This window comes from Phenylobacterium sp. (assembly GCF_046290725.1).
Classification (GTDB): Bacteria; Pseudomonadota; Alphaproteobacteria; order Caulobacterales; family Caulobacteraceae; genus Phenylobacterium.
Window position 1 is genome coordinate 1592714 of record NZ_JBKBUH010000001.1, and the last position, 14049, is coordinate 1606762.

At 69.7% G+C, this 14049-nt stretch carries 16 protein-coding genes; 9 read left to right on the forward strand and 7 right to left on the reverse strand.

Annotated elements, in window-relative coordinates; all coding sequences use genetic code 11:
- The first annotated feature begins 97 nt into the window (after nt 1-97).
- The 3 genes from ACK41C_RS08355 (at nt 98) to ACK41C_RS08365 (ending at nt 3551) form a co-directional block, all read left to right on the forward strand.
- Nucleotides 98-1366: a pentapeptide repeat-containing protein gene (locus tag ACK41C_RS08355; RefSeq protein ID WP_409652704.1), complete on the forward strand. Its 1269-nt coding sequence runs from the start codon at nt 98-100 to the stop codon at nt 1364-1366.
- A 90-nt stretch (nt 1367-1456) separates the two neighbouring features.
- Entirely contained in the window at nt 1457-2716 is a 1260-nt protein-coding gene (locus tag ACK41C_RS08360; RefSeq protein ID WP_409652707.1) for a pentapeptide repeat-containing protein, read from the forward strand.
- Nucleotides 2717-2783: 67 nt separating this feature from the next.
- Complete coding sequence (locus ACK41C_RS08365) at nt 2784-3551, forward strand: crotonase/enoyl-CoA hydratase family protein (protein WP_409652710.1); 768 nt, start codon at nt 2784-2786, stop codon at nt 3549-3551.
- 1 nt (nt 3552) lies between these two features.
- Here ACK41C_RS08365 and ACK41C_RS08370 read toward each other — a convergent pair whose 3' ends face one another.
- Entirely contained in the window at nt 3553-3921 is a 369-nt protein-coding gene (locus ACK41C_RS08370) for a GFA family protein (protein WP_409652713.1), read from the reverse strand.
- Between the two features lie 133 nt (nt 3922-4054).
- Nucleotides 4055-4510 carry an Hsp20 family protein gene (locus tag ACK41C_RS08375; RefSeq protein WP_409652715.1) on the reverse strand — a complete coding sequence of 152 codons (456 nt, stop codon included), beginning with the start codon at nt 4508-4510 and terminating at the stop codon, nt 4055-4057.
- 235 nt (nt 4511-4745) lie between these two features.
- On the opposite strand from ACK41C_RS08375, the gene ACK41C_RS08380 reads away from it, so the two are divergent.
- Nucleotides 4746-5579, forward strand: a complete 834-nt coding sequence (locus ACK41C_RS08380; RefSeq protein WP_409652718.1) for a class I SAM-dependent methyltransferase — start codon at nt 4746-4748, stop codon at nt 5577-5579.
- A gap of 87 nt (nt 5580-5666) precedes the next feature.
- Nucleotides 5667-6515, forward strand: coding sequence for a class I SAM-dependent methyltransferase (locus tag ACK41C_RS08385; RefSeq protein WP_409652721.1), 849 nt, complete (start codon nt 5667-5669; stop codon nt 6513-6515).
- On the opposite strand, the gene ACK41C_RS08390 is transcribed toward ACK41C_RS08385, so the two are convergent.
- Nucleotides 6512-7123 (reverse strand): MSMEG_1061 family FMN-dependent PPOX-type flavoprotein, encoded by a 612-nt coding sequence (locus tag ACK41C_RS08390; RefSeq protein WP_409652724.1) that lies wholly within the window; start codon nt 7121-7123, stop codon nt 6512-6514. The two genes, ACK41C_RS08385 and ACK41C_RS08390, sit on opposite strands and share 4 nt — an antisense overlap.
- Nucleotides 7124-7277: 154 nt before the next feature.
- Here ACK41C_RS08390 and ACK41C_RS08395 point away from each other — a divergent pair, with 154 nt between their 5' ends.
- The 3 genes from ACK41C_RS08395 (at nt 7278) to ACK41C_RS08405 (ending at nt 9555) form a co-directional block, all read left to right on the forward strand.
- Entirely contained in the window at nt 7278-7733 is a 456-nt protein-coding gene (locus ACK41C_RS08395; RefSeq protein WP_409652727.1) for a DUF3617 domain-containing protein, read from the forward strand.
- A 108-nt stretch (nt 7734-7841) separates the two neighbouring features.
- Nucleotides 7842-8150 (forward strand): SCP2 sterol-binding domain-containing protein, encoded by a 309-nt coding sequence (locus tag ACK41C_RS08400; RefSeq protein ID WP_409652730.1) that lies wholly within the window; start codon nt 7842-7844, stop codon nt 8148-8150.
- 7 nt (nt 8151-8157) lie between these two features.
- On the forward strand, nt 8158-9555 hold the full coding sequence (locus tag ACK41C_RS08405) for an alpha/beta fold hydrolase (RefSeq protein ID WP_409652734.1): 1398 nt from the start codon (nt 8158-8160) through the stop codon (nt 9553-9555).
- Here the strand turns inward: ACK41C_RS08405 and hisN are convergent, their stop codons facing one another.
- Entirely contained in the window at nt 9556-10377 is an 822-nt protein-coding gene (gene hisN / locus ACK41C_RS08410; RefSeq protein ID WP_409652738.1) for a histidinol-phosphatase, read from the reverse strand.
- Between the two features lie 197 nt (nt 10378-10574).
- The gene (locus ACK41C_RS08415) at nt 10575-10970 is read right to left on the reverse strand and encodes a helix-turn-helix domain-containing protein (RefSeq protein ID WP_409652740.1); all 396 of its coding nucleotides are present in this window, start codon (nt 10968-10970) and stop codon (nt 10575-10577) included.
- Nucleotides 10971-11096: 126 nt separating this feature from the next.
- On the opposite strand from ACK41C_RS08415, the gene ACK41C_RS08420 reads away from it, so the two are divergent.
- Nucleotides 11097-12014, forward strand: coding sequence for a lysophospholipid acyltransferase family protein (locus ACK41C_RS08420; protein ID WP_409652743.1), 918 nt, complete (start codon nt 11097-11099; stop codon nt 12012-12014).
- Nucleotides 12015-12137: 123 nt separating this feature from the next.
- Here ACK41C_RS08420 and ACK41C_RS08425 read toward each other — a convergent pair whose 3' ends face one another.
- The gene (locus tag ACK41C_RS08425; protein WP_409652745.1) at nt 12138-12362 is read right to left on the reverse strand and encodes a DUF2093 domain-containing protein; all 225 of its coding nucleotides are present in this window, start codon (nt 12360-12362) and stop codon (nt 12138-12140) included.
- Between the two features lie 28 nt (nt 12363-12390).
- Entirely contained in the window at nt 12391-13956 is a 1566-nt protein-coding gene (xseA, locus tag ACK41C_RS08430; protein ID WP_409652748.1) for an exodeoxyribonuclease VII large subunit, read from the reverse strand.
- Nucleotides 13957-14049 lie beyond the last annotated feature (93 nt).

Consider the following 14049-nt stretch of genomic DNA (forward strand, 5'->3'; position numbering starts at 1 on the left):
CGGCGGTCGTTCACCACGATTTCGTCAAGCCACGGAAACAGCGCGTTAATTACGAACCGCTAGTCTCACGGCGAAGTTCAGTGGGGTTTCCTTCGGCATGTCCGCCCTTACCGCCTCGACCGCGCCGCCCCAGGAGATGCGGCGCCTCGACCAGATCGAACTGGACGCCGTCTGCGCCAAGCACGACCGGCTGTGGAGCTCCAAGCCGGGCGGCGCGCGGGCGGTCTTCGCCTGGAAGGATCTGTCGGGTCTCAGCCTGCGCGGCAAGAATCTCTGCGACGCCGATTTCACCGGCGCGGATCTGTCGGGCTGCGACCTGACCGGGGCGCGCCTGGACCATGCCAACCTCTTCGGCTGCGACCTCCAGAACGCCAACCTCACAGACGCTTCCATGCGCCGGGCCGACCTGCGCGCAGCCTGCCTGCGCAACGCCAACCTGACCGGCGCCGATCTCTTCGAAGCCGACCTGCGCGAAGGGGCCATCGCCGCGGTCGACCGGGAGAAGGGGCTGCGCCTGCTGGAGCATCACAACCGGGTGGGCGAGGCCTCCGGCGCGATCCTGGCCGGCGCCAATCTGGAGCGGTCACGGCTCTCGGGCGTCATGGCCATCAAGGCCGACTTTTCCGACGCGATCCTGAAGGACGCCAAGCTGGTCCGGGCGAACCTGAAGCAGGCCAACATGTCCGGCGCCAATATGGAAGGCGCCGACCTCTCCGGAGCCGACCTCGCCGGCGCCGACCTGCGCGACGCCATCCTGGTGGGGGCCAAGACCTTCGCCTGGAACGTCACCCAGGCGGACATGCGCGGCGCCCTGACCGATAAGCCGGCCGGCAAGGCCGTCGAGGACTTGCCGTACAAGACCATGATCCGCGACCACGCCAAATGGTGCGAAACCGGCGGGGCCGAGGGCACGCCCAGCGTGTTCGACAACGCCGACCTGCGGGCGCTGGAAACCATCCGTGGCTTCAACCTGACGGCGCTGTCGGCCAAGGGCGCGGTGTTCTACGGCCTCGACATGGAAGGCGTGCAGATGCAGGGCGCGCAGCTCGACGGCGCCGATCTGCGCAACTGCAACCTGCGCCGCGCCGACCTCCGCGGTGCCCGGCTTGCCGGCGCAAAGCTCTCGGGCGCGGACCTGCGCGACGCCCAGATGGGGCCGCTGCTGCTGGGGGCCGACCGGGTGCTGCCCTGTAACCTGACCGGGGCGGTGCTGAAGAACGCCGACCTCGCCCGTGCCGACTGCCGCCAGGCGAACTTCGCCGACGCGGACCTTTCCCGCGCCAATTTCACCAATGCGGCGACCAAGGGCGCCAATCTCCTGACCGCCGTGCGCTGGGGCGCCCGGGGCCTGAACGACGCGATCTGACGGCGCAGAATTCCCGTTAGGCTTAACGGTTCAGTCGGGTTTGCGGCGTATAGCCGCAGCCATCGTTCAGGCATCCGCACGAGGTCGGCCATGAGCATGGCCATCGGTTTGACGGGCCGCCGCAAGCTCTCGCCCGGGGAAATCGGCGTCGTTCTCGACGCCCATGAGCGTTTCGTCTCCGGCCGGGCGGGCGGCAAGCGCGCCGTTCTGAAGTTCGTCGATCTGTCCGGCTTCGACTTTTCGGGCCGGGACCTGTCGGACGCCGACCTCTCGGCCTCGATCCTGGACGGGGCCAAGCTGGTTCGCACACGGCTGGAGCGCGCCAGCCTGTTCGGCTCGGACCTGCGCAAGGCCGACCTTCGCGGTGCGATCCTGATCCGCGCCGATCTGCGCGGCGCCTGCCTGCGCGGCGCAAACCTCTCGCAGGCCGACCTCACCCAAGCCGACTTCCGCGTCGGCCAGATCGCCATGCCGCATCCCAGCAAGGGGCTTTCGTCCCTGACGCACCAGCAGCGATACGGCGAACTCGACAACGCCATCCTCGCCGGCGCCACCCTCTCCGGCTCGCAGATGGAAGAGGCTTCGCTGTTCGCCAGCGACTTCACCGACTGCACGCTCACCGGCGCCAAGCTTGCCCGCGCCAACTTCAAGGACGCGAACCTGTCCGGCGCCATCCTCGACGGGGCGGACCTGAACGGAGCGAATCTGGAGGGGGCCAACCTTTCCTACTCCGTGGCCGACGTGGACCTGCGCTGCGCCCGCACCTCCGGCTCGACGGACCTGACCGGCATGATCGCGGCGCCTTCCGCCGAAGTGATGGCGCGGGCGCCTTCCCTGCTGGCCCAGGCGCGCGGCAACCACGAATGGTGCCGCACCGGCCAGGGGCGGCCGGCCTGTTTCGATGGCGAGGACCTGCGGCCTCTGGCCCGCTCCCTGCGCGGCCTGCGGCTTTCGGCGGTCAGCGCCAGGCGGGCGATCATGGTGGGCCTTGATCTCGCCGGCGCGCACCTGCAGGGCGCCAATCTCGAGGGCGCCGACCTGCGCTCGGCCAATCTCCGCGGGGCCGACCTGCGCGGCGCGCGTCTTGTCGGCGCCAATCTCACCAGGGCCGATCTCACCCAGGCCCAGCTCTCGCCGCTGCCGCTCGGCGCCGGGCGGCAGACCGTCAGCGTGCTGGAGAACGCCCGCCTCCGCTATTCGCTCGCCCCGTCCGCGGACTTCGCCGACGCCCAGATGGACGGCGTGGACCTGCGCGGCTGCGACCTGACCGGGGCGGTTCTGCGCGGCGCCCAGCTGGCGGGGGCGCAGTTCGATTCGGCCATCGGCCTGGAGGCCGCGCTCGCCGCCTGACGGAAGGGCTCGCCTGCCGCCGCGTCGCGCACCCTAGACTGGGCGCTTCGCCGGGAAAGGATGCGCCATGGCCACCGTCAGCCTCGAACTTCGCGACCGCATCGCCATTGTCACCATCGAACGGCCCGAGCGGCGCAACGCGGTGGACGGCGAGACCGCGCGGGCGCTCTATGACGCCTTCAAGGCCTTCGACTCCGATCCCGCCCTGGACGTGGCGATCCTGCAGGGCCGCGGCGGGACCTTCTGCGCCGGAGCGGACCTGAAGGGGGTTAGCGAAGGCCGCGGCAATCCCTTTGAGATGGAGGGCGATCTGGGGCCCATGGGTTGCACCCGCCTGGCCCTGGGCAAGCCAGTCATCGCCGCGGTGGAAGGCCATGCGGTGGCGGGCGGCCTCGAAGTGGCGGCCTGGTGCGACCTGCGGGTGGCGGCGGAGGGGGCGGTGTTCGGCGTCTTCTGCCGGCGGTTCGGGGTGCCGCTGATCGACCTCGGCACCGTGCGGCTGCCGCGGCTGATCGGCCATTCACGGGCGATGGACCTGATCCTCACGGGGCGGCCGGTGGAGGCGCAGGAGGCCCATGACATCGGTCTGGCCAACCGCCTGGCGCCGCGGGGCGGCGCGCTGGAGGCTGCGCTGGAACTCGCCCGCCAGATCTCGGCCTTTCCGCAAGCCTGTATGCGCAACGACCGGCTTTCGGCCATCGCCCAGTGGTCGCTGGATTGGGACGCCGCGGTGCGCAGCGAAGCCGAATTCGGTCTGGCGAGTCTGCGGACCGGGGAGGGCCGGGATGGCGCCGCCCGTTTCGTCGCGGGCCAGGGCCGCGGCGGCGCCTTCTGACCTACCAGTCGTCCCGGCCGTTGACCTTCTCCACCGGTACGGCGTCCAGGTCGAAAATCTCGAAGAGCCGGGTGTTCACGGCGATCCTGGGATTGTCGAAGTCCTGCTCGCCGGTATCGAAGCTCGGGAACTCGCTATAGGTCCCGCAGCCGCAGATGGCGCAGTGGTGATGCTGGCCGATATAGCTGCCCCACTGGTAGGTCGAGATCCGGTCGCGGGCGGTGAGCAGCTTGAACTGGGTTGGAGCGTAATAGGCCCAGAGCCCGCCCCGCTTTGAACAGAAAGAGCAGTTGCAACTTGTGACGGTGGCGGGCGCCTGGGCGACCTCGAACTGGGTTGCACGGCAATGGCAGCTGGCTCTGATCGTCATCGCGTCTCCTCCGGATCGGCGTCGGAATAGATCTCGGCTGCGGACAGCGTGGTGTCAGCTGCAGAAAAGAAAAAGGGCGGCGCGGGTCGCCGCGCCGCCCTGAAGGGCATGGAAGGTCGCCTCGGGGGGGAGGTTAGGCGGCCTTCTCGCCTTCGATCAGTTCGGGCGCAGCGCCCGTGGCGATCTCGATCCGGCGCGGCTTCAGCGCTTCCGGAAGCTCGCGCTTGAGCGAGATGGAGAGCAGACCGTCGGCGAGCCGCGCATCGGTCACCACCACGTAGTCGGCCAGCTGGAACCGGCGCTCGAAGTTGCGCTCGGCCAGGCCGCGATGCAGGAACCGGCGCTGGTCGTCATTGGCGGCCTTGCGGCCCTGGACGGTCAGGAGGTTTTCCTTGACCTCGATGTTCAGTTCGTCGGGACGGAAGCCCGCGACCGCGATCTCGACGCGGTAGGCGTTCTCGTCGGTGCGCTCGATGTTGTAGGGCGGATAGCCGGCCGCGGCGTCGGCGGCGGCGGTCTCGAGCAGGTTCGCCAGCCGGTCGAAGCCGACCACCGAGCGGTAGAGGGGGGAGAAGTCGATCGTACGCATGGTCACATCCTTCTTTGCTTAAGCAAGGTTGCGTTGTCGGGCGGCGTGCGAGCCGGAAATGGCCTCGCCCTTGCCCGGAAGGCCCGGAAATCCAGCGCCTTCGGGAGGTTAGGTAGGCGGCCGCCCGATTGGTTCAAGGGGGAGATGACGCAAGCTTCATCGGCGCGGGCTTGCCAGCCGCCGCGGCGACGCTAGCCTCCGCAGCATCCTTGAGAACAGAAGGTCCACACCTGCCATGTCCAGCCGAATGCTCGTCCTGTTCGCCGCCGCCGCCATGGCCGTGATGACCCAACCCGCGGCCGCTCAGGACGCCGCACTGCAGGCCGCCGTCGCGGGCCCGCAACGCGGCGAGGCCCATGTCGCCCGCGACGGCGCCCGCCATCCGGTGGAGACCCTGACCTTCTGGGGCCTGGCGCCCGGCCAGACCGTGGTCGAGCTGTCGCCCGGCTCCGGCTACTGGACGGAGATCCTCGCCCCCTACGCCAAGGCGACGGGGGGAACCTATGTGGCCGGCGTCGCCGACCTGTCGAATCCCAACATCTCGGAGGGCGCCAAGAAGGCCCGGGCCGACTTCGAGGCCAAGTACTCTGACGAGGCGACGTTCGGGAAGATTTCCTACGCCAATTTCGGCGCGACCTCGGGCCCGCTCGGCGCGCCGGGCTCGGCGGACCTGGTGATCACCGCGCGGAATATCCACAACTGGATGAGCGCGGGCATGCTGGACAAGGCCATGGCCGACTTCTACGCGGTCCTGAAGCCGGGCGGCGTGCTGGGGGTGAAGGAGCACCGCGCCGATCCACGACCGGAGGCGGAGGGCGCCCGCGACGGCTATGTGGCCACCCAGACGGTGATCGCCGCGGCCGAGAAGGCGGGCTTCAAGCTCGACGCCTCCTCCGAGGTCAACGCCAATCCGAAGGATACCAAGGATCATCCCTTCGGCGTCTGGACCTTGCCGCCGGTGCGCCGCTCCGCGCCCGCAGGCCAGCCCGCCGATCCCGGATTCGACCGCACGAAGTACGAGGCGATCGGCGAGAGCGACCGCATGACGCTGCGTTTCGTGAAGCCCTGAGCGCGGCGGCATTTTGACCCCGCGGCCGGCTCGGTCTAGGTCGGGCCGCGGGGGCGCATCGAGAGGGTATCCCGAGTGAGTTCAAGCTTGCGCCTGTCCCGCCGCGGCGTGCTCGCCGCCTCGTTCGCGCTCGCCGCCTGCGGCCGCGGCGAGGCGCCGGCCGGCAAGGCCGCCCGGCCGTTGACCATCGAGGAGGCGGTGGCCGGCGAGTGGCGCAGCCCCGCCGACAGGGCCCGCGACGCCTGGCGCCACCCGGCCGAGAGCCTAGCCTTCTGGGGCCTCGAACCCGGGCAGACCGTGGTGGAGTTCTGGCCGGGCGCCGGCTGGTACACCGACATCGTCGCCCCCTTCCTGGCGGCCACCAAAGGCAAGCTGATCGCCGCCAATCTGGAGACGGCCGATCCGGCCGCGGCCGAGATCGTGGAGGCCTATCGCACCAAGCTGCTCGGCAACCGCAGGCTCTACGGCGAGGTGGAGATCACCGCGTTCGGGCCGACCAGCGGACCGGTGGCCCCGGCCGGGTCGGCCGACCTCGTGCTCTTTCTGCGCAACCTGCACAATTGGATGGCGGCCGGCATCGCCGAAAAGGCCTTCCGCGACGCTTTTGCGGCCTTGAAGCCCGGCGGCCTTCTGGGGGTGGAGGAGCACCGCGCCGCGCCCGGCGGCGTGCAGGACGCGCTGGCCGCCGACGGCTATGTGCAGCAGGCCTATGTGGTCAAGCTGGCCGAGGAGGCGGGCTTCGTGCTCGACGCCCAGAGCGAGATCAACGCCAATCCCGCCGACACGCGGGACCATCCCTTCGGCGTCTGGACCCTGCCGCCCGTGCGTCGCACCTCGCCCCGTGGCGAGCCGGAGGATCCGACCTTCGATCGCGCCAAGTACGACGCCATCGGCGAAAGCGACCGCATGACCCTGCGGTTCCGGAAGCCGGGTTAGAGCTGCTCCTTGTAGCTCGCCACGATCTGCTCCTCGCTGACCGGGACCTTGCCCAGCTGGAGCTGGTCGAAGATCATTTCCGCGCCGGTGGGCAGGGTGGCGCGATCCACCTGCGCCTCGGGGTCCCACAGGCGGCTGCGCATGATCGCCTTGGGGCAGTGGAAGAAGGCCTCTTCCACGGTGACGGCGATCACCAGGCGCGGGAGCTTGCCGAACTCCTCGAACTGGGCGAGCAGGTCGGGATCGTCGGTGGCGGCGGCGCGGCCGTTCACGCGATAGACGTCCTCGAAGCCCGGGATCATGAACATCAGGCCGATCCGGCCCGATCCTGCGAGCAGGTTGCGCAGGGTGTCCAACCGGTTGTTGCCCGGCCGGTCGGGCAGGAAGAGCGTCCGGCCGTCCTCGGAGACGTGCACGAAGCCGGGCTCGCCGCCCCGGGGCGAGACGTCGATCCCCCCGTCCGACCCGGCGGAACTGACCACGCAGAAGGGCGAAAGCGCGATGAAGCTGCGGCCGTGCTTCTCCACGAGGTTCAGCACCTTGTCGAGGACCAGCTTGCCGGGCGGGCGGTAGAGCCGATCGAGGTCGGCGAGCTCGAGCGTTTTCATGCGACCCTTTCCCCTTATTGCGAAGCGTTCTCAAGATGGCCTTGAACCGGCCGTTTGTCACCCCAGATGAACGAAACCTCGCCGGCCCCGTCAGAAATGGGCCATCTTGCCGGGGTTAATGTCCCCCGCCTCTCAACGGATTCCGACCTCAAGCATGTTGCGCCCCGCCCTCATCGCCCTTGTCGCCCTCGCCGGCGCCGCCGCTTCGTCACAGGCCATGGGCGCGGAGGAGCGCACTATTGAGCCGGGCTACTGGGACGTGACCAACCGCGTCTCGGCCGCGGTGGTGCTGGGCCAGACCAAGAAGGAAAAGCGCTGCATCACGCCCGCCGAGGTCTCGAAGTTCGTCGAGGGGCCGTCGAACCGCCACTACAAGTGCACCTACCCGACCCGGATCTTCCGGGACGGGAAGATCACTCTGAAGGGGCAGTGCTCCACGAAGAACGGCCACACGGCCTACGTCCAGGCGACCGGAACCTATTCGCCCAGCACCTTCTACATGGCCGCCGACATCAACACGACCTATGCCGGCCTGCCGATCCGCGGCCGGGCGATCACCGACGCCAAGCGGATCGGCGACACCTGTCCGGCGGGAGCTGCGGCCAGCTGATCCGAAGGCGCGGCCGCGCCCTTAACCTTGACGGCAAGCTCCGCCGTTTACAGGCCCTGCGCGAGAGGCCAAGCTGCTTCGATTCCTTAGGGATTTGGAGCAGGGCCGGTGGCGAGTCTGGAGGAGCTGACGCAGCGGGTGCGCGCCGCCGTAGGCGAAGGCGCGGGCCTTTCCAGATCGGTGAAGCTCGACCTGCGCGGCGAAGGCGTGATCCGCGTGGAAGGGACGAGCGTCACCAATGACGACGCGCCGGCCGACCTCACCGTCTCCATCAGCCAAGCCGACCTGAAGGCCATGGGCGAGCGCCGGCTCGATCCCATGACGGCGGTGATCGGCGGCCGGATGCGGCTGTCCGACATGGGGCTCGCCATGTCGCTGCAGCCCGAGATCCAGGCCCTTTTCGCGAAACTCGGCTGAGGCGGCGATGAACGAACCGGCTCCCCTGCTTGCAATTCCCGAGGCGCCGGTCCCCGCCGGCGGGCAGGCCGAATGGTTCGCCGGCGCAGGCGGCGGGCGCCTGCGCGCAGCCCTGTTCCCGGCCAAGAGTGCAGCCAAAGGCTCGGTGGTGCTCTCCACGGGGCGCACCGAGCCGATCGAGAAGTATTTTGAGGTGGTCGAGGACCTGCGCGCCCGCGGGCTCACCGTCCTGGTCCACGAATGGCGCGGCCAGGGGCTGTCGCACCGCGAGCTGCCGGACCGGCTGGCCGGCCACGCCAATGGCTATCAGGCCTTCCTCAAGGACTATCACGCCCTCCTGGCGGCGTTCCGCACCCGCCTGCCCAAGCCGTGGTGGGCCGTGGGCCATTCGATGGGCGGCTGCCTGACCCTGCTGGCCCTGGCGCACGGCGAGGCGGCGGAGTTCGAGGGCGCGATCCTTTCGGCGCCGATGCTGGGCATCCGCACCGGCAAGACCCCCATGCGGCTGGCGCGGGCGCTGGCGGGGTTCAACACCCTGATCGGCCGAGCCGGCGCCTATATCGGTCCGACGGCGCCGGCCGAGACGTTCGAAACCAACATCCTCACCCATGACCGCCGACGGTGGGAGCGGACCAAGGCGCAGGTCGCGGCCCATCCCGATCTGGCGCTCGGCGGGCCGACCTGGGGCTGGCTCGATTTCGCCTTCCGCGCGACGGCCTATCTGGCGCGGCCGGCGAACTTGAAAAGCGTGACGATTCCGGTCGTCATCTGCTCGGCCGAGGAGGAGCGACTGGTGGACAACGCCGCCCAGCGGGCGGTCGCCGGCCATCTGCCCCAGGCCGAGTTCATCAATGTGCCCGGCGCGTACCACGAAATTCTGATGGAGACGGACACCATGCGGAACATCTTCCTGCGCGCGCTCGACGCCCTCTTGGGCCGCTCGCCGCCCAAGCCCGCCACGCCTGAGCCGCAGGCCGCGCCGGCCCAGGCCAGCGCGCCGCCGCCCGAGCCCGCGCCGGCGGAGGTCGCGCCTGCGGCCGCAGCGGTCGAACCGGCGCCCAGCCCCAAGCCGGCGGCAAAGAAGCCGGTCGCCAAGACGGCCGCGCCGAAGAAGCCGGCTGCGGCCAAACCCGCGTCCGCCAAGTCTGCCGCAGCCAAGTCGTCCGCGAAAGCGCCGGCGGCCAAGAAGGCGACGCCTGCGAAGGCCTCGCCCAAGCCGGCCGCCGCAGCCAAGGCGGCGAAAGCGGCGCCCGCCAAGGCGGCTGCGGCCAAGCCTGCGGCTGCGAAGAAGCCAGCCGCCAAGGCCGAGAGCGCCAAGCCGGCCGCGACCAAGGCGACCGCCGCCAAAAAGCCGGCGACGGCGAAAAAGCCCGCGGCCAAGAAGCCGGCCGCGCCGAAGAGCTGATTACTTGGCCGAGCGGCGCAGGGCGACCAGGGCCTCGTCCAGGCAGGCCCGGTCGCCGGCGATGGCGATCTGGCCGCCGTTCGGCCCCACCGGCTGGCCACGCCAGTCCGTGACCAGTCCGCCTGCGCCCTCGATCAGCGGGATGGCGCTTTCCACGTCCCAGGCCTTCAGGCCGGCCTCGATCACCAGATCCATCTTGCCCATGGCCACCATGGCGTAGGCGTAGGCGTCGCAGCCCAGCCGAGCCAGGCGGGCGGCGGCGCGCACCTGGGTCCAGGCCCCTAGCTCGGCGCCGTCGAAGCAGCCCTCCGGATCGGTGGTGGCGATCACCGCCTCCGTCAGGCGGGGGCAGGGCCGAACCTTCAGCGGCGTGGAGGCCCCGCCCGAGATCAGGCGCGAACCGCCGGCGTGGCCCACATAGATTTCGTCGAGAAAGGGCTGGGCGATGGAGCCCAGCACGGGCCGGCCCTGGTGGCGCAAGCCGATCAGCACGCACCAGAGCGGCAGGCCGGAGATGAAGGCGCGGGTGCCGTCCACGGGATCGAGCACCCAGACGAACTCGGCCTCGGGGCGGTCCTCGCCGTACTCTTCGCCGATGACGCCGTGTTCGGGAAAGTGCTCGGCGATCAGCCGGCGGATGGCGGCCTCGGCGCCGCGGTCGGCCTCGGTGACCGGGTCGAAGCCCTTGGCGCCGCCCTTGTCGACCAGGCCGTGATCGGCGCGGAACAGCGGCAGGATGGCGTCGGCGGCGGCCTTGTTCAGCTCGAGCAGGAACTCGCCGAGGTGAGAAAGACGGTCGGCGGCGAGGGTTGGAGCAAGCATGGCGGTTGCTTTACCTCGCCGCCGACCCCCGCGAAATCCCCCCGGAGATCGCGGGAATATCCGGAGCCGCAGGTGGAAGCGGCTCGGCGACTACCTTCTTGGAGCGCGCAGGGCCGGAAAGCGCCCGGCCCGCCGCGCTCGGATCACTCCGCCGGCGTCGGGAAACGCCCGCGGACGGACCGCGACGGCGGACGCCGTCAGGCCGTCTCCTGGTCGCCGTTCAGCGACTTGGCGAGGTCCAGCAGCCGACGCCGCGGGCGCTCGCCCAGTTGGTAATAGGCGCGGACGAGGTCGAGCGTCTCCTTGCGGGTGAACATCTCGCCGCCCGACTCGCCGCCGCCGGCCGAGTGCTCGCGCTGGGCCATCTCCGACAGGCCGTCGTAGAAATAGCCCACCGGCACGTCGAGGGCTTCGGACAGCTGCCAAAGCCGCGCCGCGGAGATGCGGTTGGCGCCGCATTCGTACTTCTGGATCTGCTGGAAGCGCACGCCGCAGGCGCCCGCCAGTTGCTGCTGGGTCAGGCCCAACAGCCGACGGCGGCGGCGCAGGCGCTTGCCGAGGTGCACGTCGATATCGTTGCCCATGGGCTCCATCGCCCCCTCACCACTTGAGTTGTCCGCCGTCCCGATGCGGGACGGCTCGACCAGGCTTCCGCAAGTCGCTTGCCAAGCGAGCCCGTTCGCGTTGCGCAACCGACCCGGGCGCGACTAGTAGAGGGCATGTCGAACGCGCGCGCCTCGGTGGCTCAGGACCTTCTCTGGCGGCTGGAGGCGCTGGCCTTCGACCTCATCATCGCCTTCGCCAGGATTCTGCCGGTCGATGCGGTGTCGGACTTCGGCGCCTGGTTCTTCAAGGCTTTCGGGCCGCTGACCAGCGCCCATCGGGTGGCCGAAATCAACCTGCGGATCGTCTTCCCGAAGGCGGGCGACGCCGAGATCGCCCAGCTCCTGAAGGCGCAGTGGGACAATACCGGCCGCACCTTCCTCGAGCTTCTGATCATGGACCGCATCATCCGCGCGCCCGATCGTGTGGAGGTTGTCGGCGTCGAACGCCTGGAGGAGATCGCGGCGCGGGAAGAACCGGTGGTGTTCGTTTCGGGCCACTTCGCCAATTTCGAGGTGATGCCCGCGGTGATCGTCAACTCGCCGGTGAAGTGCCACATCACCTATCGGGCGATGAACAACCCGCATGTGGAGGCCCGCGTGCGGGATTACCGCTTCCGCTATGGGGTCCGCTATTTCGCGCCCAAGGGCGGGGACGGCGCGCGCGACCTGCTGGCGGCCCTGGGGCGGGGCGAGTCCGTCGCCCTGATGAACGACCAGAAGTTCAACGGCGGGGTGGCGGCGCCGTTCTTCGGCCGCACGGTCCACACCGCTCCGGGACCCAGCCGGCTGGCGCTACGGTTCGACACCGTGCTTCAGCCGATGTCGGTGCAGCGCTTGCGCAAGGCGCGGTTCCGGGTGGTGGTGCACGAACCGATCCACCTGGAAAGGACGGGCGACATGTCCGCCGACATCGAAGCCGGCGTGCGCAAGGTCAACCGCTTCATCGAGGAGCAGGTCCTCGCCAGGCCGGCCGAATGGTTCTGGACCCACAAGCGCTGGCCCAACGAGACCTACAAGAAGCCGCGCGCCTAGAGCACAATTCAACGGTCAGACAGAATCGCCTGACCGTTGAATTGTGCTCTAGATTCAAAGGTTTGAGCGCGCTCTTATCGCAAAGCCGGGGTCCACTTTTGCGGAACGCGCTCCAGGCGCCGGTCAGCCGCCGTTGATCTCTTTCCAGCGCGCCAGGGCCTCCGCGGGGGTGGCGTAGGCTTCCTGCAGGGCGGGGTTCCAATAGCGCAGGGCGTCCACGGGAATCTTCCGGCCGGAGACGGCGCAAAGCACATATCGGCCGGGCTTGAGCACGGCGAACTCGCCGTCGCCATAGTGCAGCACCGCCAGGTCCTGCTGGCCGGGGAGGTTGCGATCGTGTGCGTTCATGCAGCCCATTCTACCCGCCTTGGGGCGGTCAGAACAGGTCGCCCTGGTTCGAAGGCGCGGCCGCCTTCGGGCGCGGAGGCTTCGGCGCCGACGGTGCGGCCGCTGGGGCGCCGTCTATGGTCGCCTGGCGCGTCGTATCGGCGAAGACCAGCCGCACCCCCTCGCCGCTCGTCAGCGTGGCGCCGGCCTTGACGAGCGAACCGTCCTTCCGCTCGACCCGGGCGAAACCGCGCCGCAGCGGCGCATCCGGGTTCACCGAGGCATAAAGCTTCAACAGGCCTTCCAGCCGCTCGGACACCCGCTCCAGCTTGCGCCGGGCGGCGGGCTCCAGACGCACGACTGCCCGCGCCAGGGCCTCGGCTCGCGTCTGTTGGGGCCGCTGCATCAGCGCCGGGGTTAGCCGGACGGCGACCCGGCCAAGGTCGTTGTGGTGGACGGTTACGTTCCGCGACAAGCCTGCGTTCAGCCGCTCGCCGGCGCTTCTTATGCGATCGGCCTGGATTTGCTGCGGTCGCTGCAGCAGTCCCGGCGAGAGACGCGAGCCAACGCGGACAAGCTGCGTTTCGTGAACCGCCACGTTGCGCTCCAGGCCGGCGGCCAGGCGGTTGGCGGCGATGTCGAATCTCTGGCCGGCCAGTTCCACGAGGTCCGGCACGCGGGCGAGGCTGCGTTCCAGCACGTGCAACCGGCCGCGGCGATCCTCCACCGTGCGCCCGCCGCACCGGTGCAGCCGGGCCGACAAGTCGGCGATCGCGGCGCGCAGTTCGGCCAACACTGGCGTGGCCATCTCCGCCGCCGCCGTGGGCGTCGGGGCCCGGCGGTCGGAGACGAAGTCGATCAGGGTGGTGTCGGTCTCATGCCCCACGGCCGATATGACGGGGATGTCGGCGGCGGCCACTGTGCGGGCGAGGGTCTCGTCGTTGAACGGCCAGAGGTCCTCCACCGAACCGCCGCCGCGGGCCACGATGATGACGTCGGGGCGGGGCAGGGGACCGTCCGCCGGCAGCTTGCAGAAGCCCTCGATGGCTCCGCAGACCTGGCCCGCGGCGGCCTCGCCCTGGACCACCACGGGCCAGACCACCACCCGGCAGGGCCAGCGGTCGCGGATGCGATGCAGGATGTCGCGGATGACCGCGCCCGTGGGACTGGTGATCACGCCGACCACCGCCGGCATGGCCGGGATCGGGCGCTTCCGCGCCGGATCGAACAGGCCCTCGCCCTGCAGTCGGGCCTTCAGCTTCTCCAGCTGGGCGAGCAGGGCGCCGACGCCGGCCGCAGCCATGCTGTCGATGACGATCTGATAGCGGGATCCGGCCGGATAGGTGGTGATCTTGCCGGTGACGATCACCTCCAGTCCCTGTTCGGGGCGAATGGAGAGGTTGCGGACAGAACCCTTCCAGACCACGCCGTCGATGGCGGCGCGCTCGTCCTTGATCGTCAGATAGACGTGGCCGTTCGAGTGATGGGTGACCTTGGAAAGCTCGCCGCGCAGCCGGACGAAGCCGTATGAGTCCTCAAGCGTCCGCTTGAGCGCGAAGGCGAGCTCCGAAACGGAATAGGCCTTGGCGTTGGTGTCGGCGGCGGCGTCGGTCATCCGGGGAAGGTAGCGGCGGGGCTCGTGAAACCCAATGCCGGAAGCCGCCGAAGAGCGAGGGCGCGCCCGGAACCGTCGCCGGCTCCTTCAGGG

What these genes read in the sequence shown, in the direction of transcription:
- ACK41C_RS08360 (WP_409652707.1), top strand. Translation starts at nt 1,457, where the DNA reads ATGAGCATGGCCATCGGTTTGACGGGCCGCCGCAAGCTCTCGCCCGGG.
- ACK41C_RS08380 (WP_409652718.1), top strand. Translation starts at nt 4,746, where the DNA reads ATGTCCAGCCGAATGCTCGTCCTGTTCGCCGCCGCCGCCATGGCCGTG.
- xseA (WP_409652748.1), bottom strand. Translation starts at nt 13,956, where the DNA reads ATGACCGACGCCGCCGCCGACACCAACGCCAAGGCCTATTCCGTTTCG.
- ACK41C_RS08355 (WP_409652704.1), top strand. Translation starts at nt 98, where the DNA reads ATGTCCGCCCTTACCGCCTCGACCGCGCCGCCCCAGGAGATGCGGCGC.
- ACK41C_RS08420 (WP_409652743.1), top strand. Translation starts at nt 11,097, where the DNA reads ATGTCGAACGCGCGCGCCTCGGTGGCTCAGGACCTTCTCTGGCGGCTG.
- ACK41C_RS08375 (WP_409652715.1), bottom strand. Translation starts at nt 4,510, where the DNA reads ATGCGTACGATCGACTTCTCCCCCCTCTACCGCTCGGTGGTCGGCTTC.
- ACK41C_RS08365 (WP_409652710.1), top strand. Translation starts at nt 2,784, where the DNA reads ATGGCCACCGTCAGCCTCGAACTTCGCGACCGCATCGCCATTGTCACC.
- ACK41C_RS08405 (WP_409652734.1), top strand. Translation starts at nt 8,158, where the DNA reads ATGAACGAACCGGCTCCCCTGCTTGCAATTCCCGAGGCGCCGGTCCCC.
- ACK41C_RS08390 (WP_409652724.1), bottom strand. Translation starts at nt 7,123, where the DNA reads ATGAAAACGCTCGAGCTCGCCGACCTCGATCGGCTCTACCGCCCGCCC.
- ACK41C_RS08415 (WP_409652740.1), bottom strand. Translation starts at nt 10,970, where the DNA reads ATGGAGCCCATGGGCAACGATATCGACGTGCACCTCGGCAAGCGCCTG.
- hisN (WP_409652738.1), bottom strand. Translation starts at nt 10,377, where the DNA reads ATGCTTGCTCCAACCCTCGCCGCCGACCGTCTTTCTCACCTCGGCGAG.
- ACK41C_RS08425 (WP_409652745.1), bottom strand. Translation starts at nt 12,362, where the DNA reads ATGAACGCACACGATCGCAACCTCCCCGGCCAGCAGGACCTGGCGGTG.
- ACK41C_RS08395 (WP_409652727.1), top strand. Translation starts at nt 7,278, where the DNA reads ATGTTGCGCCCCGCCCTCATCGCCCTTGTCGCCCTCGCCGGCGCCGCC.
- ACK41C_RS08370 (WP_409652713.1), bottom strand. Translation starts at nt 3,921, where the DNA reads ATGACGATCAGAGCCAGCTGCCATTGCCGTGCAACCCAGTTCGAGGTC.